Genomic DNA, 24,896 nt, shown 5'->3' with positions numbered 1-24,896 from the left:
GCCCAACCACTACCACCTTGGAGAGCATGACAATCCTGAAAGGTCAGCCAGACCTAATGGCAAAACGCACCTGAGCGAACAATCAGGAACCCGCTCGGAGATTCCGAGTAGAGGCGTGAACAGTCCCCGCCTGCGCTGCAAAGGGGGGCGAACAGGCACACATCGAACCATCCGAGGATGGTGTGTCGCTGAACCGAATTCGGTCAGGAGTTCTTACAACCGACGGAGGAAATTCAATGAGCGAATTCGATGCGCAGAGCATTACTGCACGCCTCAAAGCCGAGTCTAGGATTCGGAGAAAACCACGAACCTACGCCCAACGCCGCTCATTGCTCGATAACTACAAATTTGAGCTATTGCAACTCGATCAGGCAGGTTGCAATGGCAGCGAACTACAACGATGGGTAGCTGAAAAAGGCATCAAAATCCAGCGCTCGACCGTGCATCGATGGCTACATCGGAATCGACAGAGTGGCTAAGTTCGCAAAGCCTTCGAAGCAAGCCGCGTCCGTGATGAAAAAGCTCCAGGGCACTCACATTCGATCGGTTGGTACTGTTCGCAACTACGAGCAACGATTAGTACGCATCACCGCTTACCTACAGGAGCATCGCTTAGGCAGCCTCCGTGAAATGACACCTGATCGCGCTATCAGCTACTTGCAGCAACGAGCGACGACCGTAGGCCAGAAAACCCTGGATATGGAGCGTCAGGCTCTCCAGGCGATGATGCAGCACGTCACCCATCAACTGCCGCTAGGCAGGACGCTGGAAGTAATCAAGAGCAGCGCGACCACTCGCACGAGCACCAAGAAGCATCCGACATTGGGTCGCCGCTTGGCCGACCAAACACGAGCATATAACCGCGAGCAGATGACGTTGATCACATCTCGCCAAGCGCCTCACAACTCACTTGCGACAGAGATCGCGTACGCAGCTGGTCTCCGTGCTCATGAATTGCTTAGCCTACGAAGAACTCATCGCCGTGAACCTGATGAACGTCCAGCGCACGGGATGAAATTTGCTGGAATTCGGGAAACCACGATCAGCTACACGGTGCATGGCAAGGGTGGCCTGGTTCGCGAGGTGCGTATCCCTATCCCCCTGGCTCAACGCTTGGAAAGGTGCCGGCTGGCAACGCCACGGGTCATAAAGGATCGCGGCATCAACTACCAGCAATTCTATGGAGTTGGCGGCGGCCAGCCATGGAGCAAAAGCGTTAGCGCTGCTTCGAAGGAAGTTCTCGGCTGGTCAAATGGTGCCCATGGGTTACGGCACACGTACGCTCAAGAGCGAATGGCTTCGCTACAACGTCACCTCACTCGGAAACAAGCATTGGAGGTGGTTTCGCAAGAACTGGGCCACTTCCGCCCTGAGATTACCGAGGTTTATCTGCGTTGAGCGTCACCATCGATCCAATCCTGATTCAAAGCAGCTTTCTCTTCGTTCTAGGGGCTATGCGGATTATGGTGTGGAAGCTGGGACTTGGGGTTGTTGCAGATTGATTGCGGCGCATTGACGGGGCTCCTTGTCAGTCGCCGGGGTAGGTTGAGGCGTTACGCGTAATGCTCGACGGGTTAGGCCTGGGCGTATCTGGGCGATTTCCGTTCAATCAGTGGCTGTCAGTAGAAGACCGTTCGAAACGGTGAGGAATGACCTGCTCATCTGACGTTCATTGAATGAATGGACAGCGCGCAACCTCATCATCACCAAAGAACCGGTCGCGGCAAATTTCGAGGATCAGCTTCTAGCATCGACGCGAGATCGCGATGAGACACACGGCGCAACGCCTCGGCGGCCACAAATTGAGCGCGCATCGCAAGTACCATCAGCTCGACCCGGGTCATGCCGTGCGATGCATATCGGGTACCGACATAGTCAGGGAAATGCGCGATAGCGCCGCGAAGGCGATCGTCGTGCGCAGTCGATACCTCGCCAATCAGCGCGTCGGCTAGCTTAATAAGATGGTGCGACAGTTTGCGGTATTGCGCCTCGGTCCAGCCGCGCGCGGCAAGTGCCCCTTTGAGCGCCAGTTCGGCGGTCAAGCAGATCGTCTGTACGGCCGCGTCGATATCGATGTCACCGGCAAGGATGCGAGCGGTCGCCGCGAGGGACGAGCGCGCGTTGGCGAGTAGCTGAGGCGCATCCCCAGTCCCATGCTCCAGATCACTGACCCCATAGGCGAAATCCCACAGGTCGGCGACCCCATAAACGGCACGCCAACCCTGATCTGGATAATGCTCGAATATAAGTTCCAGCTCATCGCGCGGTATCTCGATGCAGTCGATGGGGTCAACCGAGACGGACCCATATCCGACGGCGATTCGAACCGGGTACATCTGGTCACGCAGCGTCACGCCGCCTTTGAGCATCGCTGGCATCGAGAAATCACCTGCGGGATAGAGCGTATGGTAGATCGCCATGAGCGGGCCCCACATCGCCTTGTCGAACAGATCGCCGGAAATGCCGTTGGCCTTCATCCAGGCCATCGCCACGTGAATCGGCCGTTGGTGCAGTTTCAAGCCCTGCGTGATCAGTTCGTCGTCGCGTTGCCGCACGAACTCCTTGTCGATGGTTTTTGTCATAAAAATTCTCCGCCAGTTTGGGCTATACGCGGGGAGATGCGTTCAAAATGAAGGCACCCCGAACTCATTAAGATCCATGGTCGTACGAATCAGCATTGGTGAATTCTCTGCTCGATCCTGGACGAGGGAATCGTGCCTCTCTCTACGGCCTCGGCCCCGGTTTGCGGCCGGGACTTGGGGTGCAGCTGGTGCGGTTTCCTAGGCTTGCTCGACGTCTTGCCAAAGCAGTTCCATTCCAGCCAAACGGTTTCCGGCTGCCTTCGCTTCTGCCAAGTTTGAAAAGTGTTTTGGTAACCCTGGATAAACTCGAACTCCTGCGCGACAGCTATTGCATTGCAGCGCAAAAGGCTTGTAAAGGCGGCCAAGAATCTCGATACCCAGCTGTTTTTTCTCATCTACTTGGGCGATGTATTTGCATCTAGGAATCATGTGACTAATTTATCCTGCTCGATCCTGGGAAGCGAAAAGCACCCCTCATTACGGGCTCGACCACGGTTTTTGGGCCGGGGCTTGGGTGTACCTGGTGCGTTTTCCTCGATCAAACGCGCTCGCCAGAAACCTGAATTTGCTGACCATCGTTGACGTCAGGCATGGTCAGAAACAGGTATACACGCTCCTTGTACTCAGATATCTCGACCGACTTCCCGTTTGCCTTCGCCTGATTGAACCCAAGAGTGATGAGCCCGGCCAGCTCTTGCAGGTTCGGAAACCGTTCATCCGGTGAAATCCGGTATTCACGGGACGTCGCATTGTCAGCCGAGTTGATCAATTTGCAGTGGATGAACAGGTTGTCATGCCCACGCCCGTTGTCTTTGATCGTGCTCGAAAACTGCTCAACTTTGTATTTCGCCATGCTGCGTTCCTTCGTGATGAAGGCGCGAAAGCCGCACCTCTGTACGGCCTCGGCCCAGCGCATGGCTGGGGCTTTGGCGTACCTGGTCGATGTCCTTGATTCAGTCAGAGGTAACCGCGACACAGTCTTTCTCGCCGTTGTAGTCGTCGCCTCCGTTCGGTCTACCGCTTAAGGTAAATGGCTTTGTTCGCGCTATTGCGGCGCAGCCACACGGCGATACCCAAGCGTTCAACCTCTTTCCGGAAACTTCGACCAAGCGATTTACGGTCACCACCACTCAGACGATTCCAATCATCCCTACCCAAAACGTCATCGAACGAAAATTCAGTCATTTTTTCGATTGCGCCTACCCCGCGTATCGCCTCGTGAAGGAAGGCATCAAGCGATTTGCTTTCCAAATCGGGGTCATCGAGCTCTTCCCGCAAGATATCGTCGAGAAGGGCCTCTGGCGTTGAGTCATTCTTGTGGGCCTGATTCAACAAGGCACGGAGTAGATCATCTTTGATCTGGATACTGACTAGCATTTTTTTGGGGACCTAATGGAGGCTGATTTAGAAATGAATGTAAATGCAAAGACACATGAATGCAACTGCTTTATAAAATGAGTTGGAAAGGAGCAACTGGACCAGGCCCCACCGCTCATCCATGATGGTGATCACAAAGCAACCTCAAATGCCCGACGAATCGTCGCTTGATCCACGGGCTTGCTGTGGTCAAGGCAGACATGTCCAAGGATGGTCTGCACCGTCTCAACATCGCCGGTTTCCGCTAGCACCTTTGCCGCCAAGGAGCGCCTGCCGCTGTGCGACGACCCCTGCTTGATACTGGCCTGCCGGTAAAGCCTGCTGAATGTCGGCTGGAGTTAATCACAGGCCCGGTACACCTCGTGCCCACTGTCCAGCTCGCGGTGTTTGAATGACAGTTCAAATGCTACGCCCTTGTGCGTAGTGACAAGCTTTGAACCTGGGCGCAGGCCTCGGTATTCAGCATCGCCGGAAAGGCCCAGCGGCGCTGCAAGCGAACTGCTACCCAGCTGTCCAGGGCGGCAATGCATCGTGGATGGGTCAGGTACACATTGCGCGGTCTGCAGCCTTTAGTAATTTCAGCACGAAGATAGACCTCGGGTTTGAAGTCTCCACTGGGATAAAGCACGTTTGCAACCTTCAGCAAGGCCAGCTCGGTTACGCGAACGCCAGTGGTGTGTGTGAGCCACAACAGCATCACATCGCGCCCTGGTAGGCGGCCAGTCACGGATGCTAAGCGGATCAGGTGCTTGAATTGCCATGGCGAAGGGATGTTGCTCGGCGGATGGATGTAGGCATGGTGCTCTCTGTCAGGATTGGTAAAGAATCGCGAACGATCCTGAGTGAGTTGGCAGAGGGCTTCCTGAGCAGCTTACAGGCCCGCGTGCCGTGGTGTTCACGGAAGAAAATCAGATTCCACACTCTGAGCCACACCGGCCTCACCGGGCGCTACACACAGAAATCCGAATAGCCGTTTTAGGTACGTCGCTGACTCTACCTAAACGTGCTCATGGAGACTTGGGCTCCGGGCGACGATGCGATGGCCGCAGTGGTGAAACAAGCCCTCCAGAGGGATCGTAATCTCTTCTCATAGTCAGTTATTAGCACCCAACTGCGAAGCAACGATTAGATTTGATTAGTAAGAGATTAGCACCCTCCCGTGGTACGGACGACACCCTATTCCTACTGGGCTGGAGCGCCATTTTCCAAGTCGTCCAAGGGGTGCTGGAACGGTAATGATGGGGGTGTCAGAACGGCATTCTAAGGGTGCTAGAACGGTATTCAGGAGTGCTAGAACGGTATCGACAGGAGTGCTAGAACGGTATCGACAGGACTGCTGGAACGGTATCGGCAGGAGTGCTGGAACGGTATCGACAGGAGTGCTGGAACGGTATCGACAGGAGTGCTGGAACGGTACCGGCAGGAGTGCTGGAACGGTATCGACAGGAGTGCTGGAACGGTATCGACAGGAGTGCTGGAACGGTATCGACAGGGGTGCTGAAATCCATCAAAAGGGGTATTGGAACGACATTAACAGGGGCGCCGGAACGGTATAAGTAGAAAGCTGGTACGTTACGAGCAGGAGTGCTGGAACGGTACCAGCGGGACTGGGACGGTATCAACGTTTCTTATCTAGGTGCCGCTTTTGAGAGGCGCTAGGAGTCGTCTTAACTTGAACCAATTGAGCTTCAATAAGATAGCAGAACGGCCTACCAACATTGACACTTGCCTGCTTTACTGCCTCAAGAGACTTCAGTAAGTCCTTTTTAAAATCAACCAAGGAGCTTGCACGACTTCCGCACAACCTATGCAAAGTTTCGACTTTAAGATCATATGGCCGTGCGTGACTGGAATAAAATCCATGTATCCACTGTGCAAGCGGCTTACCGCGCAGCGCATACCTTATTGACAAGTCTACATCGGTGAACTGGTCCTCACGAAAGAACACCCCCAGTTTCGGACTTAGTCGTATTACATAAATTCGTTCACTTCGCTCATAATGATCGCGATAAACCTCATGAATCAAGCTGCCTTCATATGCGTACCTACCAACCTTTACCTGTAAAGCGGTGGCTTTCAAGCGACTGATGCTCAGATCCAAGGCACGTCGGTTTTTACCCGAATCGGTTTTCCCCAAAACTTTCAGAAGACGGTAGGCAGTAATTCTGCACTCCACTCCCAGCTCTTGCATTCGCGCCAAATGTAGAACTGCCTCCCAAACATCCAAATCACCTTGATCAAGGAGAGCGCCTGTATAAAGGATGCTGACGCTACCTAGCGCGTTAATCTCCATTTGCTCAACATAAGGACGCGCCCCCTTCCTCATGGCCCCAAACAACGCCGACCTAAGAGCCACATTAGGTACACGCCTAACAGAGTCGGACCAGTTGGGTAGTGATTCACGCTTGGGTTCAACCTCAACGTGTTTATCCTTCTCTTTTTCCTTACGCCTAGAAATTGAGCTCTTTCTAAGCTCCTCTATCTTGATATTGACGCGCGGTGGAAGTGGCGGACTTGTAGCCATCGTCAACGAACAGAAGAGCTGATTTTATCTGCAACCCAAGCTTGTACCTGTTCGGCAGGCCATGCTACAGAATTCGCTCCGAGAGAGATTCCAGGAGGAAATTCACCGGTTCGGATCAAGCGGTAGATCTGAGATTTGCTAAGCCCCACAAGGGCACAGACTCCCGGCAGGCGAAGCAGTAGAGGTGAGACTGGTTGGATAGCCATCTTGGCGGATCTCCTTGGAGCCGGATTAGATGGCTAGGCATTAAATAGCACATGAGGCGGCGAGTCTTGGCAATTGCCATTTTCAAAAGGAAATGCCAAAAATACTTTAGCGAGGCTTCTCCGTGTCGCTATCAAAACCGGAGGTCATGTATTTTTTTAGCGTTTTATGACTTTTCGGCATATCAGTTTCTGCTGCGCTTGCAAGGGCCAATATTGCCGAACACAGGTCAAAATTCTTACGAGAAGAGCGTAGCCCTGCGGCACGTCGCTTGATAGCTTCAGCGCGCTTCTCTTCCTGACCATCAACCGGCTGCTCTGTATGAGCCTTATCAACCTCCATGATTAAATTAACCAAACCACTAATTATCCGGCTAATCGACCCTAGCTCTTTTGCCTGAATCCCTTGCTCCTCAGTGCCGACTTCAATCCTTTCACTCGCATCGTCAACCAAAAAGTATTCAGGGACCTCACCACCCGCCTGCTGAAGCCACTCGGCGAAAGCCTTCTTTGACAAGAATATTAGACCAACAGGCACATCTCTGGCGTCTCGATCACTTTCACAGTATGTACGGATGAAGTCAGATCCTTCTCTACATACGGAATCGTATAAACCATCAAAATAGTTCAAGATTCCCTCAAAGAAGATCCTATATGTTCGAATCGAATGTTGTGACGAATCTGCCCTCCCGACCCAGAACACGTGCCGAGGCAACGCCACTTTTCCTTGGCGCACACCATATTCTTGATATAACTCACTAACCAGCTCATGTAGAGCGTATGCCGCCTCTGGAACATCCACACCGTAATAGCTGGCATATCCAGAAACCACCTCAGTTAGACGAATCTCATTACTCATGCGGCGCTCTCCCGTAATTTTCTAGGAGCGTCAGCACTGTGCGCCAATTCATCAAGATGGTCTGCATACCATTGAAGCATTTCGCGGCGCCCCTCTAAATACTGAGCGTGGTTATAGGTACCGCGAATGCTATTTTTGTCTACATGTGCAAGCTGAGTTTCGACCCACTCGCTGCGATACCCTTTCTCATGCAGAGTGGTGGACATCGTGTGGCGGAATCCGTGTCCTGTAGCCTTGCCATCGTAACCTGAGCGCTTGAGCAGTTGATTAATGGCAGCTTCGCTCATCGCCTTAGCCGGATCATTCCGACCAGGGAAGGCAAGCGTGTAGCCGCCTGTAATACTTTGAAGTTCACGTAATGCGACCATTGCTTGGTTGGACAAGGGGACCAGGTGTGCGCGGCGCATCTTCATTCGAGCAGCTGGAATCATCCAGAGCTCTTTTTCGAAGTCAAATTCAGACCATGGGGCCCCTCTCAACTCAGCAGTCCGCACCCCCGTCAGAATGAGCAAACGGGTAGCGATCTTAACGACATCATGACCAGGACACTCCTGAAAGCTGCGTATCAACTCAGGAAGCTCGCAGATAGGCAGAAACGGATAGTGTCGAGACGTCGGGGTCTGAAGTGCTCCTCCGATGTCTGCGATTGGGTTGTACTCGACACGTCCAGTGGCAATCGCAAAACGATAAACTTCTTGGCAACGTTGCCGAACCTTGCGCAGCTTCTCCAGAGCGCCCCTGGACTCGATACGGCGGAAGACCTGCAGCCACTGCATGGGCTTGATCTCAGCTAACGGGAATGACCCTACTTGCGGAAAGATATCGAGCTCGAAGGCTTCGACTACATCAGTGGCATAACCTGCCGACCAACGAGGCGACTTATGCTGATGCCACTCCAACGCCAGGCTCTTGAAAGTATTCGCACGTGAGACCGCTGCCTGAGCTCGTGCAACCTTTCGCTCAAGCCCAGGATGTCGCCCCTGTGCCACAAGCTGACGGGCCTCTGAGGCATGCTGTCGCGCCTGCGCAAGAGTTACTTTTTCGATGGTGCCCAGCGAAATGTGTGACTGCTTGCCATCTAAGCGGAATCGAAAGCGCCACGACTTGCCACCCGCTGCACGAATCCAGAGAAACAAGCCTGCCCCGTCGGCAAGCCCATAGTCCCTTTCACGTGGAGCGGCATTCTTAACCTGTAGTGCCGTCAAAGGCATGCTGAGTACCCATGGATTATTGAACCACAATAAGGTACTCGTACAGGCACTCAAAGGACAAGCGCTGGGATGGAACTGGATGGCACCGCATGAAACAGAAAGCCCGCACTATGCGGGCTTCCTGGGGATTTCATGCGACTGCTTGGCACTGCATGAATCTATTGACTGGTGCCGGAGACAGGAATCGAACCTGCGACCTTCGCGTTACGAGTGCGCTGCTCTACCGACTGAGCTACACCGGCGTGTAGCGCAACGTACCACTGCCGCAGCCGTTACGCAAACCCCTGTTTCCCTTCGTTTATTGCCCTACCCTCACGCCCCTTTGCAACCCTTTGGCGCAAGGTCTGCCTCGATGTTGGTGGTGCAGGTCCATCCGGTCGCGGAGCGGGTCAGGGTGATGGCCTTGCCAACCACGGTGGCCGGGGCATCGACCAGGGTGCATTCGATCTTGCCAGTGCCGTCAACAGCCTTGCCTTCAGCCGTAATCGCGCAATGCGCCGTCGCTGGCTGGCCGCCTAGCGACCCTACATCCAGCACGTCCTTGCCTTCGTTCAAGCGCAGGTCCATGGGGGGCTTGAGTGAGGTGATCTCCAACAGCCCGGCCGCCGCCTTGGCGCGGGACTGGTGGTTGGTGTACATCGGGATGGCGATGGTCGCCAGAATGCCGATGATCGCGACGACGATCATCAGTTCGATCAGGGTGATACCGCGTTGCCCTTTCATGAACGTTTTCCTTGTTTATACGCATACACATTTGGGGTCACTCTCGACCCCAGGCTGGCAGCGGCGCAGTAGGCCTGAACAGACACCTTTTGTCACCCCTGCCCGGCTGGGCGTCACCTTCGCTGAACTACTCTAGTGAGCATCAGGGAAGCACGCCCTCTCATGGACACGGCAAGCTGTTTCCAAGCTTGTCGCTCGGGCAAAAAAGGACCTTTGCATGAACCATTCGATACGCCTGTACGCTTGGCAGGGCACCGACGCCAATGGCCTGGCCGTCAGCGGGCAAACACCTGGGCGCAGCCCGGCTTATGTGCGCGCGGGGTTGCTGCGCCAGGGCATTCTGGTGGCCAGTTTGCGGCCGGCCGGTGGGCTGGCGTGGCGGTGGCCGAAGCGGCCGGAAAAAGCTGACCCGGCGGGCTTCAGCCGGCAGCTGGCGACCTTGCTGAAAGCCGGAGTGCCGCTGCTGCAGGCGTTCGAGGTGATGGGGCGCAGTGGGTGTGATGCGGCGCAGGCGGCGTTGCTGGTGCGATTGAAACAGGATGTGGCGTCGGGGCTGGGGCTGGCGGATGCGCTGCAACGCCACCCGGGGTGGTTCGATACGTTGTACTGCAACCTGGTGCGGGTGGGTGAGCAATCCGGCACGCTGGACCGGCAGCTCGAGCAACTGGCGGGCATGCTGGAACAGCGCCTGGCCCTGCACAAGAAGGTGCGCAAGGCGATGATTTACCCGCTGTTGCTGCTGCTGACGGGGTTGGGGGTGTCGGCGGTTTTGTTGCTGGAGGTGATTCCGCAGTTTCAGAGCCTGTTCGCGGGGTTTGATACTGCGCTGCCGGCTTTTACGCAGTGGGTGATCGACTTGTCCACAGGGCTGGGGCGTTATGCGCCGCTGTTGCTGGTCGGTATGGCGATGCTGGGTTTGGCTGGGCGCCAGCTTTACCGGCAGCATGCACCAGCGCGCTTGTGGATATCTCAGCGTGTGCTGGGCCTGCCGGTGTTCGGCGCGCTGCTGAGGCAGGCGGCGATGGCGCGTTTTGCGCGTAGCTTGGCAACGTCGTACGCCGCTGGGGTGCCGCTGCTGGATGCCATGGGAACGGTGGCCAAGGTGAGTGGTGGTGAGTTGCATGAACATGCGATTTTGCGGTTACGCCAGGGCATGGCCAATGGGCAGGGGCTGAACCAGGCGATGGCCACCGAGCCGCTGTTCCCGCCCCTGCTGGTGCAGTTGGTGGCCATTGGTGAATCCAGTGGCACGCTGGACACGATGCTGGAAAAAGCCGCCAGCCACTACGAGGAACAGGTCAGCCAGGCGCTGGAGCAGTTGACCAGCCTGTTGGAGCCCGCCATCGTGCTGGTCCTGGGCCTGCTGGTTGGCGGCCTGGTGGTGGCGATGTACTTGCCGATCTTCCAGCTGGGTAGCTTGATCTGAACATGACTTTATGGACCTTCCTGGCTTTGCAGCCGGCTTACTTCATCATCTTGGCGACCGTGCTGGGGCTGTTGGTGGGCAGTTTTATCAATGTGGTGGTGTACCGCCTGCCGATCATGCTGGACCGCCAATGGCAGCGTGAGGCACAGGAAGTGCTGGGGTTGCCGGTGGCCGAGCATGCGCGTTTCGACCTGTGCCTTCCGGCCTCGCAGTGCACTCAGTGTGGGCATCGGATTCGGGCGTGGGAAAACGTCCCCATCCTTAGTTACCTGGCGTTGCGCGGGCGTTGCTCTGCCTGCAAGCAGCGCATCAGCGCGCGTTATCCGTTGGTCGAGCTGGGCTGTGCGCTGCTGTCGATGGCGGTGGCCTGGCGGTGCGGGGCCAGTGTCGAGGCACTGGCCCTTTTGCCGCTGACGTGGGGTTTGCTGGCCCTGAGCTTGATCGACCATGACCAACAATTGCTGCCTGACGCGATCGTGCTGCCGGGGCTGTGGCTTGGGTTGATCGTCAATTACTGCGGCGTATTGGTGCCCTTGCCCGATGCGGTGTGCGGTGCCGTGGCCGGGTACCTCACCCTGTGGACGGTGTACTGGCTGTTCAAACTGGTGACCGGCAAGGAAGGCATGGGCTATGGCGACTTCAAGCTGCTTGCACTGATCGGTGCCTGGGGGGGGTGGCAGGTGCTGCCGTTGACCTTGCTGCTGTCGTCAGTGGTGGGGGCGTTGGTGGGCGTGTTCCTGCTGCGGATGCGCAAGCATTCCATCGGCATGGCCATGCCGTTTGGCCCCTATCTGGCAATTGCGGGGTGGATTGCTGTGCTCTGGGGTGATGAAATATACGCCTCTTACCTGCAACTGCTTGGATTCTGATGACCACTGCAGCTTTCACCCCCTGGATTCTCGGCCTGACCGGTGGCATCGGCAGCGGCAAGAGTGCCGCCGCCGAGCGCTTCATCGAGCTTGGCGTGCACCTGGTCGATGCCGACCAGGCCGCGCGCTGGGTGGTTGAGCCTGGTCGCCCGGCGCTGGCCAGTATCGTCGAGCGCTTCGGCCCAGGCGTGCTGCTGGACGACGGCCAGCTCGACCGCGGCGCCTTGCGCCAGCTGATTTTCGCCGACCCGGCCCAGCGCCAATGGCTGGAAGCCCTGCTGCACCCGCTGATCGGGCAGGAAATTTTCAGCTACCTGGCCAAGGCGCAGTCGCCGTATGCGGTGTATGTGTCACCCTTGCTGATTGAGTCTGGCCAGCATCGCAAGACCCAACGCGTGTTGGTCATCGATGCCCCGCAGGCGTTGCAGGTGCAACGCACCCTGCAGCGGGACAACACCAGCCCTGAGCAGGTGCAGGCCATTTTGCAGGCCCAGCTGGCACGCGAAGAGCGTCTGCGCCATGCCGACGATGTGGTGGTCAATGACCGCGACCTCGCGGCGCTGCACCAGCAGATCGACCGTCTGCACCACTTTTACCTGACTTTACGAGGAGGCCAGCCATGAGCCAGCCATTGACCGTCGATTGCCCGACCTGTGGCGCACCTGTGGAATGGAACGAGAAAAGCGCGTTCCGGCCGTTTTGCTCTGACCGTTGCAAGCTGATCGACCTGGGGGCTTGGGCGGCTGAGGAACACAAGATCGCGGGTTCGGAAGAGTCCGAAGATGAGCTGTATTCCGGGGACCTGGAGCCGCGGCACTAAGCCTGTGTACTGGCCCCGTGTAGGAGCGGCCTTGCGTCGCGAAAGGGCCGCTTTGCGGCCCCAGCACTATCTGTGATGACGCTGAAACTGGGGCCGCTTTGCGGCCCATCGCGACGCAAGGCCGCTCCTACAAAGGGCGGGGTTCAGTGTTCATCGTCCTTCCACGGCGCCTGCAGGTACCGCGTGCGGTTGAAGGTTTCCAGCCACTCCGGGCAAAACACCACCAGCGCACTGATCACCATGCCGTTGATGAACGCCTCGGGGAACATCATCAGCCACAGGTAGCCCACAAAGTCACTCAGCCACTCCGGCATGGCAAAACGCCCGTCCAGCCACAAGATACCCAGCCCGGCCAACAGGCACACCAGCACCGTCAGCGCCGCCGGAAAGAACCCTGAACAAAAGATATACACAAACAGGTTACGCGGTTGCGCGCGTTCGACCGCGATGGCGCACAGCTCGGTAATCAGCACCGGCAAGCCAATCAACAGCAGGCCGTTCACGCCGAGTGCCGCCAGGTCCTGACGCCCCAGCGCCAGCAACCCCAACTGAGCCATAAAGCCCCCCAGCACAGCCAGCGGCCAGTCCAGCAGCAGGGTCACAGCCGTCATGCCAATGAAGTGATACGACACGCCCGTATCGAAATCGCGCCTGACCAACCACAGGGCAAACAGGCAGAACACCGTGCCAAACAGCAGGTGCTGGCGGCGCCGGTCGGTGAACAGCTCCACCCAGCGGGCGCGACTGGCGGCCCAGAGCAACAGTGGCACGTAACCCAGCCAGCCCAACGTGAGGCTGGTGCCCGACAACACCTGTGCACTGATCACCGGACGAATACCCCTCTCTCCCTTGTGGATAAAGGTGAGTCTACACACATTCTCCGTTTCTTCCGGCTGCTGTAGGCTGGCGCCTCCACGCAATGCAGGACGCATTCAAAATGCCGGAAGGAATCAATCTCGCGCTGCTGTTGGCAGCGGTGCTCAATGCTGTGATCGGCCTTTTGCACTTGGCCATTATCGGGGTCGGCCCACGCTGGTACCGGTTGTTCGGCGCGGGTGAGCGCATGGCGGTGGCAGCGGAGAAAGGGCGTTGGTATCCGGCGCTGATTACAGCGGCCATCGCGGCGGTACTGCTGATCTGGTCGGCTTATGCGTTGTCTGCAGCCGGCTTGATCGGGCGCCTGCCCTTGCTGCTTCCGGCCATGTGCCTGATCACCCTGGTCTACCTGGCGCGGGGGCTGCTTGGCCCGTGGCTGCTGGCCGGCACCGGGCGCACGCGGCGTTTTATCGTGGTCAGCTCGCTGATGTGCCTGGGGTTTGGCGTGGTGCATCTGCTAGGTATCGTGCAGCAGTGGCCGGTGCTGAGCTGATTTCTACGCACAAACAGCATCTTACCGTCATCGATTAGCGACTAAGCTTGTCTGCATGGATGACTCAGACTACCTGCGCCTGCTTACCATCCAGGCCGAACAAGCCAATGCTTTTCTCTCCAATGCACGCAAATGGGAGCGTGAGCGTTGGGTATGCCAACGCCTGCTGCAAGGGTTGAACATTCCCTACCGCAGCGAGGACTTCACCCCAGCCGGCCAGGAGCCGCCAGACGTGCTGTTCCGCGATGCGGCATTCGAGGTGTTTTTTGTGCTGGACGAAGGCCGCCGCCTCAACGATGAGTGGCGCGAAGAGCTGCAACGCCGGCGCAGTGCGTTTTCCCTGGCGCAATTGGTGCGCCGTGAAGCACGCCCCCGGCGTATCAGCGCGACTGAACTGCTGGGGCGGTTGGCCCCAACCTTGCGCAAGAAGGCGCACAACTACCGTGAACGTGGGCTGGAGCTGAACGAGCTGGACATCATCGCCTTCGCCAGCCTCAAGCGCGAAGTGCTCGACCTCAACACTCACTTCCCGCCGCCCACCGAATACCTGCGCCAGGGTTGGCGCTCGTTGTCACTGGTCGGGCCGACGTTCGCCCGGGTGTTGTTCGCCCACCCGGATGCGCCAGACTTTTTGCGCGGCAACCTGGGGCGCAGCATTGTGTTCGATGTGGGGATCAGTCTTTGATCCAGTGCCGAGAGTCTTTGCGATGGCGTACACTCGGCGCCAGAGATAGAAAGCATTATCATTTGTTTCAAGCGCTTGCCTGAACGCTGTAGCGTTTGCGCAGTCACAAACGTCTATCTGACGAGGCCCACCATGACCAGCCGCCTGAATCCTGAAGATCAGCGTCGTGTCGATGAGTATCTACGCGTCCCCCAGCACCAAGTCGAGCGCAGGCCCTTCCGGCCGTGGTTGCTCCTTGTACTGGTGGTGGCCGTGACCATTGGTCTGGGCCTCATAAGCCGCCTGTTGAGTGGACTGGTGCTATGAGCTGCCTTGCGCTCGCCCTACCCTCGTGCAGTTTGCGGCCGGCCCCCAGGGCCACGAATTCCGTAAACCTTATGAGATATCCCCATGACTCATCGCATCGTGATTGTCGGCGGCGGCGCCGGCGGCCTGGAACTGGCGACCCGCCTGGGTAAAAGCCTGGGCAAGCGCAAGCAAGCCGACATCACCCTGGTCGACGCCAACCTGACGCACATCTGGAAGCCGCTGCTGCACGAAGTGGCAGCCGGCTCGCTGAACTCCTCGGAAGATGAACTGAACTACGTGGCCCAGGCCAAGTGGAACCACTTCAACTTCCAGCTGGGGCGCATGAGCGGCCTGGACCGTGAAGGCAAGCAGATCCAACTGGCCGCCACCCTCGATGAAGAGGGCCGCGAGCTGGTGCCTGCGCGCACGCTGAGCTACGACACCCTGGTCATCGCCGTGGGCAGCAACACCAACGACTTCGGCACCTTGGGCGCGGCGCAGCATTGCCTGTTCCTGGACACCCGCAAGCAGGCCGAGCGTTTCCACCAGCAACTGCTCAACCACTACCTGCGCGCCCACGCCGGTGATGTGGCCAGCGAACACATCAGCGTGGCCATCGTCGGTGCCGGTGCCACTGGCGTAGAGCTGGCGGCCGAGCTGCACCACGCGGCACACGAGCTGGCAGCCTATGGCTTGGACCGCATCCAGCCCAAGGACATGCACATCACTTTGATCGAGGCTGGCCCACGGGTTTTGCCTGCGTTGCCTGAGCGCATCAGTGTGCCGGTGCACAAGACCCTGGAAAAACTGGGGGTGAAGGTGATGACCAATGCCGCGGTCAGCGAAGTGACCGCGGATGGCCTGAAAACCAAGGACGGCGAAGTGATCCAGGCCAGCCTCAAGGTGTGGGCGGCGGGTATCCGTGCGCCGGGGTTCCTCAAGGACATCGATGGGCTGGAAACCAACCGCATCAACCAGCTGGTGGTACGCCCTACCCTGCAGACCACGCGCGATGACAACATCTTCGCCTTCGGTGACTGCGCCGCGTGCCCGCAACCGGGTAGCGACCGCAATGTGCCGCCACGGGCCCAGGCCGCACACCAGCAGGCTTCGATGCTGGCGCAAAGCCTGAAGGCGCGGTTGGAGAACAAGGCGCTGCCGACTTATGAGTACAAGGACTACGGTTCGTTGGTATCGCTGTCGCGCTTCTCGGCGGTGGGTAACCTGATGGGCAACCTGATGGGCAGCGTGAAGCTGGAGGGCTGGCTGGCGCGGATGTTCTATGTGTCGCTGTATCGCATGCACCAGATGGCGCTGTACGGGTTCTTCCGTACGGCGATGATGATGTTGGGTAGCAAGATTGGGCGCGGGACAGAGCCGCGGTTGAAGCTGCACTGACAGCTAAGCCCAGCCCCTCAGGCTGGGCTTTTTTGTGGCAGATCACCCAGCCCTTGGGGCTGCGGCAAGCGGCTACCAAAACCTGTGGGAGCCGGCTTGCCGGCGATGCAGGCGCCGCGGTGCATGGCACCGGCTTCGCCGGTGTTCGCGGGGCAAGCCCGCTCCCACAATGCGTCAATTTTTAGAAATTGCGCAAGACAGTTGCTCCCAAAGGCCCCGCTTAAACAGAAACCTTAACGGGTGCTTTGTCTTGGGTTAAATTCGAGGCAAAAGAAAAAGGGCATCTCAGTCGAGATGCCCTTTTTACATGGTGGGTCGTGTAGGATTCGAACCTACGACCAATTGGTTAAAAGCCAACTGCTCTACCAACTGAGCTAACGACCCTGAAAATGGTCGGGGTGAGGGGATTCGAACTCCTGACATCCTGCTCCCAAAGCAGGCGCGCTACCGGACTGCGCTACACCCCGAGATTGGCTCCGCGACCTGGACTCGAACCAGGGACCCAATGATTAACAGTCATTTGCTCTACCGACTGAGCTATCGCGGAACTGAACTTCGGTACATCTTTACTGCTTCGAAGTCTGTGTTAGCTTCGATCTCTTCAGCTTCTCTGCTTTCGCTTTGTCGCTGCTGAGGCCGGCTATTCTACATTCTTCGTTTTGCTTGTCAACCACTTTTTTTCATTCAACTTACTGATTTCTAAGTTGTTTTGCTAACACCGATGTTCCTGGTGATTCGCTTAGTGCCTGACAACGCGGCGTATATTAGGGGCACTCGATTTTAGATGCAAGCAGAAATTTCAAAATTTTCAGCAAGTTATCAAAAAAACCTGCGAAGCCCCGATTTTACGGTGTTTGCCGGGCCTCTTCGCGGGCAAGCCCGCTCCTGCAGTGGCATCAGGGGCATAAAAAAGCCCCGCAGGTGCGGGGCTATTTTTTTCAGCTGGATCAGGCAAAGACGATTTCGTCGCCTTCCACCTTGGCGGTAATCGCCGACCCTGGCAGGAACTTGCCAGAGAGGATCAACTGCGCCAGCGGGTTTTCGATCCAGCGCTGGATCGCACGCTTCAGTGGCCGTGCGCCATACACCGGGTCGTAACCCACTGCGATCAGCTTGTCCAACGCCTCAGGGCTCAGGCTGAGCGACAGTTCACGTTCCAGCAGACGGCTGCGCAGGCGGCCCAGCTGGATTTCGGTAATGCCGGCGATCTGGTCGCGGCCCAGGGGCTCGAATACCACCACTTCGTCGATCCGGTTGATGAACTCCGGACGGAAGTGCGAACCCACCGCATCCATCACCGCAGCACGCTGCGCCTCACGGTCACCGACCAGTTCTTGGATCTGTGCAGAGCCCAGGTTGGAGGTCATCACGATCACAGTGTTGCGGAAGTCCACAGTACGGCCGTGGCTGTCCGTCAGCCGGCCATCCTCAAGCACTTGCAGCAACACGTTGAACACATCCGGGTGCGCCTTCTCCACCTCGTCGAGCAGCACCACCGAATAAGGCTTGCGCCGTACCGCTTCGGTCAGGTAACCGCCCTCCTCGTACCCTACATAGCCTGGTGGAGCGCCGATCAGACGAGCCACGGAATGTTTCTCCATGAACTCGGACATGTCGATACGCACCATCGCCTCTTCCGTGTCGAACAGGAACTCGGCCAGGGCCTTGCACAGCTCGGTCTTACCCACCCCGGTCGGGCCGAGGAACATGAACGACCCACTTGGCCGGTTCGGGTCGGACAACCCGGCGCGGGAGCGGCGTACGGCGTTGGCCACGGCGGTAACGGCTTCGTGCTGACCGATCACGCGCTGGTGCAGCAGCTCTTCCATCTTCAGCAGCTTTTCGCGCTCGCCTTCGAGCATCTTGGCAACCGGGATGCCGGTCCACTTGGACACTACTTCGGCAATCTCTTCCTCGGTGACCTTGTTACGCAGCAACTGGTTTTCCGACTTGCCGTGCTGGTCGACCATCTGCAGGCTGCGCTCCAGGTCCGGGATCACCCCGTACTGCAGCTCGGCCATGCGGCTCAGGTCGCCTTTACGGCGTGCGCTTTCGAGCTCTTGGCGGGCCTGCTCAATCTTTTGCTGAATCTGCGCCGAGCCCTGCACCTCAGCTTTCTCGGAGGCCCAGATCTCTTCGAGGTCGGAATACTCACGCTCCAACCGCTCGATTTCCTCGTGCAGTTTTTCCAGGCGTTTTTTCGCGGCTTCGTCTTCTTCTTTCTTCAGCGCCTGGGATTCCACCTTCAGCTGAATCAGACGACGGTCCAGACGGTCGAGCACTTCAGGCTTGGAGTCGATCTCCATACGAATGCGGCTGGCCGCTTCGTCGATCAGGTCGATGGCTTTGTCCGGCAGTTGGCGGTCAGTGATGTAGCGATGGCTGAGCTTGGCCGCCGCAATGATCGCGCCGTCGGTGATGGCCACCTTGTGGTGCACTTCGTAGCGTTCTTTCAGGCCGCGCAGGATGGCAATGGTGTCTTCCTCGCTCGGCTCTTCTACCAGTACCTTCTGGAAGCGACGCTCCAGGGCGGCGTCCTTTTCGATGAACTGGCGGTACTCGTTGAGCGTGGTGGCGCCAACGCAGTGCAGCTCGCCACGGGCCAGGGCCGGTTTGAGCATGTTGCCCGCGTCCATGGCGCCCTCGCCTTTACCGGCGCCGACCATGGTGTGCAGTTCGTCGATGAACAGGATGATCTGGCCTTCCTGTTTGGACAGCTCGTTAAGCAGCGACTTCAAGCGCTCTTCGAACTCGCCGCGGTACTTGGCACCGGCGATCAGCGCCCCCATGTCCAGCGCCAGCAGGCGCTTGCCTTTGAGGCCATCGGGCACTTCGCCGTTGATGATGCGCTGGGCCAGGCCTTCGGCGATGGCGGTTTTACCCACACCTGGCTCACCGATCAGCACCGGGTTGTTCTTGGTACGCCGTTGCAGCACCTGCACGGTACGGCGGATTTCGTCGTCGCGGCCGATCACCGGGTCCAGCTTGCCCTCTTCGGCACGCTTGGTCAGGTCGACCGTGTACTTGTCCAGAGCCTGGCGCGACTCTTCGGCGTTGGCGTCGTTGACTGCCGCGCCGCCGCGCAGGTTATTGATGGCGTTTTCCAGGGCCTTCTTGGTCACGCCCTGGCTCAACAGCAGCTTGCCGAGCTTGCTGTTCTCGTCCATGGCGGCCAACAGCACCAGCTCGCTGGAGATGAACTGGTCGCCCTTTTGCTGGGCCAGGCGGTCGGCCTGGTTGAGCAGGCGCGCCAGGTCCTGGGACATGTTCACGTCGCCCGTGGGGTTCTGGATTTTCGGCAGTTGGTCGAGTTCTTTCACCAGTGCCTGACGCAGGCTGTTGATGTCGAAGCCGACTTGCATCAGCAGCGGCTTGATCGACCCGCCCTGCTGTTCGATCAGGGCCTGCACCAGGTGCAGGGGCTCGATGGCAGGGTGGTCCATGCCTACGGCGAGGGACTGCGCGTCGGATATTGCTAATTGAAGCTTGCTGGTCAAACGGTCTATTCGCATGGGAGTACCTTCCTGTTAGGGCAGGTCGGAGCGATGGACAGCGCCTTTAATGAAGAAACCTGCCAGAGATGACCAATAGATATGGGTGATTCTGGAAGATTCAAGCGTAGCGGGGTTGACCGAAGTCAACCTGATGGATTAGTGGTGGCTGCGTTGAGGGCTTGCCCGCGAAGAGGCGTGATACGTCAGCGAGGGGCTAGCCAGACCAACGAGGCAAACCGCCCACCTTGGGGCGTGCGGCGATACGAGAAGAACCGCGAGTCGCTGACCGTGCAGAAACCACCGCCATACACCGCCGTCACGCCACGCGCCGCCAGGCGAATACGCGCCAGCGCATAGATGTCGGCCATCAGCTTGCCCGGCCGCTCACCGTCGACAAAGGCCTTGGCAGCCTCCGGGTGCACGGCAGTAAAGGCATCACGCACTTCCAGCCCCACTTCGAAGGCCTGCGGGCCAATGGCCGGGCCCAGCCACACCAGCACGTCTTCAGGCGGCAGGGCCAGACGGTCGAGGGTCGCTTCCAGTACCCCGCCCGCCAACCCGCGCCAGCCAGCATGGGCTGCAGCCACGCGGGTACCCGCACGGTCACAGAACAGTGCGGGCAGGCAATCGGCAGTCATTACGGTGCAGGCGATACCGGGCTGATCAGTCCAGCTGGCGTCGGCCTCGGCCACCACGGCCGGGTCGGCATCCGCCACCACCAAGCCATGCACTTGCTTGAGCCAGGCAGGCTGGATAGCAAATTCATCGCTCAGACGGCGGCGGTTTTCGGCGACTGCGACAGGGTCATCACCCACGTGATCACCCAGGTTGAACGCTTCATAGGGCGGCAGGCTGACGCCGCCCTGACGCGTAGTGACACAAGCGCGAACCGAGGCCGGGGCCGGCCAGTCAGGAAACAGCAGCGCCTGCGTCAGACCGTTCATCCGATAAAGCTCTCGCGGTCTTCGTTCAGCAGTGTCAGCAACCAGAGGAAATCATCCGGCAACGGCGATTCCCACTTCATGACTTCACCGGTAATCGGGTGGGCCAACGCGAGGAAACGCGCATGCAGCGCCTGACGCGGGAAGGTCTTGACCGCCTCGACCATGGTTGGGCTGGCAGCCGGCGGAATGCGGAAGCGCCCACCGTACGTCTGGTCGCCGACCAGTGGGAAGCCCACATGGGCCATGTGCACACGAATCTGGTGGGTACGGCCGGTTTCCAGCTTGACCCGCACGTGAGTGTGGGAGCGGAAGCGCTTGAGCACACGGTAGTGGCTGACCGCCGGCTTGCCGCCGTCGGTTACCGCCATGCGCTGGCGCATGCCGCCGTGGCGACCGATGGGGGCGTCGATCTTGCCGCCGGAGGTCACCACACCAATCACGATGCACTCATAGATGCGGCTGACCTTGCGGCTTTGCATTTGCTCGACCAGCCGGGTCTGCGCCTGCAGGGTCTTGGCCACCACCATCAGACCGGTGGTGTCCTTGTCCAGACGGTGGACGATACCGGCGCGCGGCACGTTGATGATGTCTGGCACGTGGTGCAGCAAGGCATTGAGCAGGGTACCGCTGGCATGGCCCGCGGCCGGGTGCACAACCAGCCCGGCAGGCTTGTTGATCACCATGATATGGTCGTCTTCGTAGACGATATCCAGCTCGATGTCTTCTGCGATCCACTCGCCCTGGGCCTCTTGTTCGGCCTCCAGGACAAGCACAGAGCCACCATAGACGGTGTCTCGAGGGCGCACGACGGCACCATCGACCGTCAGGCGGCCCTCTTTGATCCACGTAGTAAGCCGCGAACGCGAGTACTCGGCGAACAATTGGGCGGCGACCTGGTCGAGGCGTTGACCGCCCAGATCGGACGGTACCTCTGCGCTAAGTTGAATGATCTCGGACATGCTCGATTCGGCGGGCGCACAGCCTTTGGTTTCGGCTGCGAGCTTGTGGTTAAATACGGCTTCTTTTGTCCCGGGGTTGGCCGGGGCGCTCATCATAACAGGACGGCACCGCCCAAGACAGCGGCCGTCAAAGGGACGCAAGCCGCCATGCAAGTGAAACACCTGCTGCTGATCGCCATCCTCGGGCTTACCGCGGCCTGTTCCTCTAACAAGGAAGTCATTGACGAGAACCTCAGCGAAGCCGAGCTGTACCAGCAGGCCCAGGCTGACCTGGACAATTCCAGCTACACCAGCGCCGTGAACAAGCTCAAGGCCCTGGAGTCGCGTTACCCGTTCGGCCGTTACGCCGACCAGGCGCAGCTCGAACTGATCTACGCCAACTACAAGAACACCGAGCCGGAGGCCGCCAAGTCTGCCGCCGAGCGTTTCATCCGCCTGCACCCGCAGCACCCGAACGTCGACTATGCCTACTACCTAAAGGGCCTGACGTCGTTCGACCAGGACCGTGGCCTGCTGGCGCGCTTCCTGCCGCTGGACATGACCAAGCGTGACCCGGGTGCCGCCCGTGACTCGTACAACGAGTTCGCCCAGTTGACCAGCCGCTTCCCGAACAGCCGCTACGCGCCGGACGCCAAGCAGCGCATGATCTACCTGCGCAACCTGCTGGCCTCCTACGAGATCCACGTGGCCGACTACTACCTGGGCCGCCAGGCTTATGTGGCTGCCGCCAACCGTGGCCGCTACGTGGTCGAGAACTTCCAGGAAACGCCATCGGTCGGTGACGGCCTGGCAATCATGGTCGAGGCGTACCAGAAGATGCACCTGGACGAGCTGGCTGCCACCAGCCTGGAAACCCTCAAGCTCAACTACCCTGACCACCCGAGCCTGGTCGACGGCGAGTTCCAGCCCAAGCAGACCGAGTCTGACGGCCGTGGCTGGCTGTCCAAGGCGACCCTGGGCCTGATCGAAACCGACGCCCCGCTGCCGCCGGGCGAAACCCGCGCCAACCAGGACGTGGTCAAGCAGTTCCAGGACGCGCGCTCCGAGATGCCGCAAGAGCTGCTGCCGAAAGACGAAAACGGCGACGTGATTCTGCCGCCAGGCCCGAAAGAAGCCGAGCAGGACCGTTCGTGGTTCAGCTACATGACCTTTGGTCTGTTCGACTGATTGAGCGCCGCACAAGAAAGGGAGGCCTTGGGCCTCCCTTTTTTATTGGCTGCGTCCTAGACTGTCGGCTTCTTCATTCGACAAGCTGGACACCATGGTTCGCCTACTTTTCTGGATCGCCCTGATCGCCGCCGCGTTCTGGCTGTGGCGCAAGTTCAAGATCAGCCAGCAATCCCACCCTGAGCCCAAACTCGACGACCCGCTGAAGATGGTGCGCTGCGCCCATTGTGGCGTGCACCTGCCTAATGACCGGGCGCTGCAGCTGGGCAAGGAGTGGTATTGCAGCCAGGCGCACCTTGAGCAGGGGCCTGGGCGGCAGGGATAAGCCTCAAACCCCATAGGCCACCATCGCCGGCAAGTCGGCTCCCACAGGGACTGCGCAGCGCTCAAGGCCAGCGCGGCACCTGTGGGAGCTGGCTTGCCGGCGAAAGGCCCGCAACGCGGGCCCGGCACTCTCAGCCCAAGCGCCCTACCGGCGCATACGGCGACGGGTCGATGATCGGCTCAGCCCCGGTCAGCAAATCGACGAACAGCTGGCAAGACGCGGGCGCCAGCACCAGCCCATTGCGGTAATGCCCGCAATTGAGCCACAACCCATCATGCCCAGGCACCGGCCCGATATACGGAATACCTTCCGGCGACCCCGGCCGCAGCCCTGCCCAATGCCCCACCACCGCGGCCTCTGCCAGTTCCGGCAGCAACTCGACCGCCGAAGCCTTGAGGCTTTCCAGCGCCTGCTCGGTCGGGGTCTTGTCGTATCCAGCATGCTCCAGCGTACTGCCCACCAGAATATGCCCGTCACGGCGCGGAATGGCGTAGCGACCCTTGGCCAGCACCATGCTCGGCAAAAAGTCCTCGGCACACTTGAACAGGATCATCTGGCCCTTCACCGGCTCTACCGGCAGTTCCAGGCCCAGCGTGCGCAGCAGGTCGCCGCTCCAGGCGCCTGCGCTCAGTACCACTTCATCGGCATCGATCACGCCGTCCGCCGTCTGCACACCGGTAACGCGCTCACCCTCATGCCGGAAGCCTGTCACCTGGCAGTGCTCACGCAAGCTCACGTTCGGTAGCGCCAGCAATGCCGCCTTGAGCGACTTCACCAAGCGTGGATTACGCACGTTGGCCACACCCGCCATGTAGATGGCGCGCTTGAAGCCAGGGCCCAGCACCGGTACGGCGTCATAGGCCGCCGAGATATCCACAGCACTGAGCGGGCGTCGCTCGCGCTCGGCCCAGGCCAATGCCTCGGCTTCATCATCCAGGTCCAACCAATACAACCCGGTGGTATGAACCTGAGGATCAATGCCCGTGGTAGCGAACAGGTGCTCGCCCAGTTGTGGATAGAAATCCTGGGACCAATGCGCCAAAGCGGTTACCGCCGGGCTGTAGCGCCATGGGTACAGCGGCGAGACGATACCGCCGCCGGCCCAGGACGACTCGCGGCCGACCTCCCCCTGATCGCAGACCACGACCTGCCCGACGCTCGCCGCCAGGTTGAATGCCGTCAGCAGGCCGATAACCCCGCCGCCGACCACCACTACTTGCTTGCTCATCTGTCGATCCAAACACCTGAAGTAAAACCGCGATGCGCCGGGCATCATTCATTCTTCAGCTTCCCCAGCATCGCTCGCGGCCTTCCAGGCTGCCCGGGTTGCTCTGCACGCCGCTTTGGTCGAGCTGAAAATCACCACAGCGGTCATCGGCCATCAGGCCATTCGGCAGCCGCCTTGCGCTCAGCGTAAAGGTATCGCTGCTGCGTTGGGCCTGCAGGCTGTAATGACGGTTGGCAGTGGGCAAGGCCAGCTCGCCTTCGGCATATTGGCCCGTGCGCACGCGGTGGCGCTCCAGGCGCAAGGCAGCGTCATGCAGCAGGCCAACCACTTCGCTGCGTGCGGCTCGCCGGAGCTGGTCGCTGTAACTGGGGTAGGCAATGGCTGCCAGAATGCCGGTCACGGCCACGACAATCAACAATTCGATCAGGGTCAGGCCTTGCTGCAT

At 59.0% G+C, this 24,896-nt stretch carries 27 protein-coding genes and 4 tRNA genes; 12 read left to right on the top strand and 19 right to left on the bottom strand.

From position 1 onward, the window contains the following. Positions 1-236: 236 nt before the first annotated feature. Positions 237-479 carry a hypothetical protein gene (locus tag HU764_RS01475; RefSeq protein ID WP_186704170.1) on the top strand — a complete coding sequence of 81 codons (243 nt, stop codon included), beginning with the start codon at positions 237-239 and terminating at the stop codon, positions 477-479. Further along, the gene (locus HU764_RS01470) at positions 472-1,398 is read left to right on the top strand and encodes a site-specific integrase (protein ID WP_338109056.1); all 927 of its coding nucleotides are present in this window, start codon (positions 472-474) and stop codon (positions 1,396-1,398) included. Before HU764_RS01475 ends, HU764_RS01470 begins: the two co-directional genes overlap by 8 nt. 305 nt (positions 1,399-1,703) lie before the next feature. Here the strand turns inward: HU764_RS01470 and HU764_RS01465 are convergent, their stop codons facing one another. The 10 genes from HU764_RS01465 to HU764_RS01420 all read right to left on the bottom strand — a co-directional run bounded on the left by HU764_RS01465 (position 1,704) and on the right by HU764_RS01420 (position 9,479). Then, the gene (locus HU764_RS01465; RefSeq protein ID WP_186704171.1) at positions 1,704-2,582 is read right to left on the bottom strand and encodes a hypothetical protein; all 879 of its coding nucleotides are present in this window, start codon (positions 2,580-2,582) and stop codon (positions 1,704-1,706) included. A gap of 198 nt (positions 2,583-2,780) precedes the next feature. Further along, a complete protein-coding gene (locus tag HU764_RS01460; RefSeq protein ID WP_186704172.1) occupies positions 2,781-3,011 on the bottom strand; it encodes a hypothetical protein in 231 nt (76 codons plus the stop codon). Positions 3,012-3,120: 109 nt separating this feature from the next. Beyond that, a complete protein-coding gene (locus tag HU764_RS01455) occupies positions 3,121-3,435 on the bottom strand; it encodes a hypothetical protein (protein WP_186715122.1) in 315 nt (104 codons plus the stop codon). 161 nt (positions 3,436-3,596) lie between these two features. Continuing rightward, positions 3,597-3,959, bottom strand: a complete 363-nt coding sequence (locus HU764_RS01450) for a DUF1413 domain-containing protein (protein ID WP_186704174.1) — start codon at positions 3,957-3,959, stop codon at positions 3,597-3,599. A 1,618-nt stretch (positions 3,960-5,577) separates the two neighbouring features. Next, positions 5,578-6,483: a plasmid replication initiator TrfA gene (trfA, locus tag HU764_RS01445; protein WP_186704175.1), complete on the bottom strand. Its 906-nt coding sequence runs from the start codon at positions 6,481-6,483 to the stop codon at positions 5,578-5,580. 2 nt (positions 6,484-6,485) lie between these two features. Beyond that, positions 6,486-6,689: a helix-turn-helix transcriptional regulator gene (locus HU764_RS01440; RefSeq protein WP_186704176.1), complete on the bottom strand. Its 204-nt coding sequence runs from the start codon at positions 6,687-6,689 to the stop codon at positions 6,486-6,488. 106 nt (positions 6,690-6,795) lie between these two features. Then, complete coding sequence (locus HU764_RS01435; protein ID WP_186704177.1) at positions 6,796-7,545, bottom strand: hypothetical protein; 750 nt, start codon at positions 7,543-7,545, stop codon at positions 6,796-6,798. Then, positions 7,542-8,756 (bottom strand): tyrosine-type recombinase/integrase, encoded by a 1,215-nt coding sequence (locus HU764_RS01430; protein WP_186704178.1) that lies wholly within the window; start codon positions 8,754-8,756, stop codon positions 7,542-7,544. The genes HU764_RS01435 and HU764_RS01430 overlap by 4 nt, the downstream gene beginning before the upstream one ends. A gap of 166 nt (positions 8,757-8,922) precedes the next feature. Further along, positions 8,923-8,998 (bottom strand) — tRNA-Thr (locus tag HU764_RS01425). Between the two features lie 70 nt (positions 8,999-9,068). Then, the gene (locus HU764_RS01420; protein WP_186683263.1) at positions 9,069-9,479 is read right to left on the bottom strand and encodes a pilin; all 411 of its coding nucleotides are present in this window, start codon (positions 9,477-9,479) and stop codon (positions 9,069-9,071) included. Between the two features lie 217 nt (positions 9,480-9,696). Here HU764_RS01420 and HU764_RS01415 point away from each other — a divergent pair, with 217 nt between their 5' ends. The 4 genes from HU764_RS01415 to yacG are packed head-to-tail and all read left to right on the top strand — an operon-like array spanning position 9,697 to position 12,594. Next, positions 9,697-10,905, top strand: coding sequence for a type II secretion system F family protein (locus HU764_RS01415; RefSeq protein WP_186704179.1), 1,209 nt, complete (start codon positions 9,697-9,699; stop codon positions 10,903-10,905). A gap of 2 nt (positions 10,906-10,907) precedes the next feature. After that, the gene (locus HU764_RS01410) at positions 10,908-11,774 is read left to right on the top strand and encodes a prepilin peptidase (protein WP_186704180.1); all 867 of its coding nucleotides are present in this window, start codon (positions 10,908-10,910) and stop codon (positions 11,772-11,774) included. Continuing rightward, complete coding sequence (coaE, locus tag HU764_RS01405; RefSeq protein WP_186683257.1) at positions 11,774-12,397, top strand: dephospho-CoA kinase; 624 nt, start codon at positions 11,774-11,776, stop codon at positions 12,395-12,397. The genes HU764_RS01410 and coaE overlap by 1 nt, the downstream gene beginning before the upstream one ends. Beyond that, positions 12,394-12,594 (top strand): DNA gyrase inhibitor YacG, encoded by a 201-nt coding sequence (gene yacG, locus HU764_RS01400; protein WP_027594560.1) that lies wholly within the window; start codon positions 12,394-12,396, stop codon positions 12,592-12,594. The genes coaE and yacG overlap by 4 nt, the downstream gene beginning before the upstream one ends. A gap of 143 nt (positions 12,595-12,737) precedes the next feature. Here the strand turns inward: yacG and HU764_RS01395 are convergent, their stop codons facing one another. Continuing rightward, positions 12,738-13,421: an energy-coupling factor ABC transporter permease gene (locus tag HU764_RS01395; RefSeq protein WP_099428277.1), complete on the bottom strand. Its 684-nt coding sequence runs from the start codon at positions 13,419-13,421 to the stop codon at positions 12,738-12,740. 110 nt (positions 13,422-13,531) lie between these two features. Between HU764_RS01395 and HU764_RS01390 the strand changes: the two genes are divergently transcribed. The 4 genes from HU764_RS01390 to HU764_RS01375 all read left to right on the top strand — a co-directional run bounded on the left by HU764_RS01390 (position 13,532) and on the right by HU764_RS01375 (position 16,334). Next, positions 13,532-13,963, top strand: a complete 432-nt coding sequence (locus HU764_RS01390) for a hypothetical protein (protein ID WP_186704181.1) — start codon at positions 13,532-13,534, stop codon at positions 13,961-13,963. A 55-nt stretch (positions 13,964-14,018) separates the two neighbouring features. Continuing rightward, positions 14,019-14,648 (top strand): DUF1780 domain-containing protein, encoded by a 630-nt coding sequence (locus HU764_RS01385; RefSeq protein ID WP_013970766.1) that lies wholly within the window; start codon positions 14,019-14,021, stop codon positions 14,646-14,648. A gap of 132 nt (positions 14,649-14,780) precedes the next feature. After that, positions 14,781-14,954, top strand: coding sequence for a DUF3094 family protein (locus HU764_RS01380; protein ID WP_186683252.1), 174 nt, complete (start codon positions 14,781-14,783; stop codon positions 14,952-14,954). A gap of 84 nt (positions 14,955-15,038) precedes the next feature. Beyond that, positions 15,039-16,334 (top strand): NAD(P)/FAD-dependent oxidoreductase, encoded by a 1,296-nt coding sequence (locus HU764_RS01375; RefSeq protein WP_186683250.1) that lies wholly within the window; start codon positions 15,039-15,041, stop codon positions 16,332-16,334. A gap of 308 nt (positions 16,335-16,642) precedes the next feature. Here the strand turns inward: HU764_RS01375 and HU764_RS01370 are convergent. The 6 genes from HU764_RS01370 to rluD form a co-directional block, all read right to left on the bottom strand. Further along, positions 16,643-16,718: transfer RNA gene (locus HU764_RS01370), tRNA-Lys, on the bottom strand. A 6-nt stretch (positions 16,719-16,724) separates the two neighbouring features. After that, positions 16,725-16,801: transfer RNA gene (locus HU764_RS01365), tRNA-Pro, on the bottom strand. 4 nt (positions 16,802-16,805) lie between these two features. Then, positions 16,806-16,881 (bottom strand) — tRNA-Asn (locus HU764_RS01360). Between the two features lie 400 nt (positions 16,882-17,281). Further along, positions 17,282-19,846 (bottom strand): ATP-dependent chaperone ClpB, encoded by a 2,565-nt coding sequence (gene clpB / locus HU764_RS01355; protein ID WP_027594563.1) that lies wholly within the window; start codon positions 19,844-19,846, stop codon positions 17,282-17,284. A gap of 185 nt (positions 19,847-20,031) precedes the next feature. Further along, positions 20,032-20,772, bottom strand: coding sequence for a peptidoglycan editing factor PgeF (gene pgeF / locus HU764_RS01350; protein ID WP_027594564.1), 741 nt, complete (start codon positions 20,770-20,772; stop codon positions 20,032-20,034). Further along, positions 20,769-21,731: a 23S rRNA pseudouridine(1911/1915/1917) synthase RluD gene (gene rluD / locus HU764_RS01345; protein ID WP_027594565.1), complete on the bottom strand. Its 963-nt coding sequence runs from the start codon at positions 21,729-21,731 to the stop codon at positions 20,769-20,771. Before rluD ends, pgeF begins: the two co-directional genes overlap by 4 nt. A gap of 147 nt (positions 21,732-21,878) precedes the next feature. Here rluD and HU764_RS01340 point away from each other — a divergent pair, with 147 nt between their 5' ends. Both HU764_RS01340 and HU764_RS01335 read left to right on the top strand, forming a co-directional pair. After that, a complete protein-coding gene (locus HU764_RS01340) occupies positions 21,879-22,898 on the top strand; it encodes an outer membrane protein assembly factor BamD (protein ID WP_099428275.1) in 1,020 nt (339 codons plus the stop codon). 94 nt (positions 22,899-22,992) lie between these two features. Beyond that, a complete protein-coding gene (locus HU764_RS01335) occupies positions 22,993-23,223 on the top strand; it encodes a PP0621 family protein (protein WP_027594567.1) in 231 nt (76 codons plus the stop codon). A gap of 130 nt (positions 23,224-23,353) precedes the next feature. On the opposite strand, the gene thiO is transcribed toward HU764_RS01335, so the two are convergent. Next, the gene (gene thiO, locus HU764_RS01330) at positions 23,354-24,451 is read right to left on the bottom strand and encodes a glycine oxidase ThiO (RefSeq protein ID WP_186683246.1); all 1,098 of its coding nucleotides are present in this window, start codon (positions 24,449-24,451) and stop codon (positions 23,354-23,356) included. Positions 24,452-24,506: 55 nt separating this feature from the next. Continuing rightward, the gene (locus HU764_RS01325) at positions 24,507-24,896 is read right to left on the bottom strand and encodes a type IV pilin protein (protein WP_027594569.1); all 390 of its coding nucleotides are present in this window, start codon (positions 24,894-24,896) and stop codon (positions 24,507-24,509) included.

Source organism: Pseudomonas kermanshahensis (assembly GCF_014269205.2).
GTDB classification, from domain to species: domain Bacteria; phylum Pseudomonadota; class Gammaproteobacteria; order Pseudomonadales; family Pseudomonadaceae; genus Aquipseudomonas; species Aquipseudomonas kermanshahensis.
Note: the sequence above shows the minus strand (reverse complement) of the source record. Positions and strands in the feature narration are given on the sequence as shown.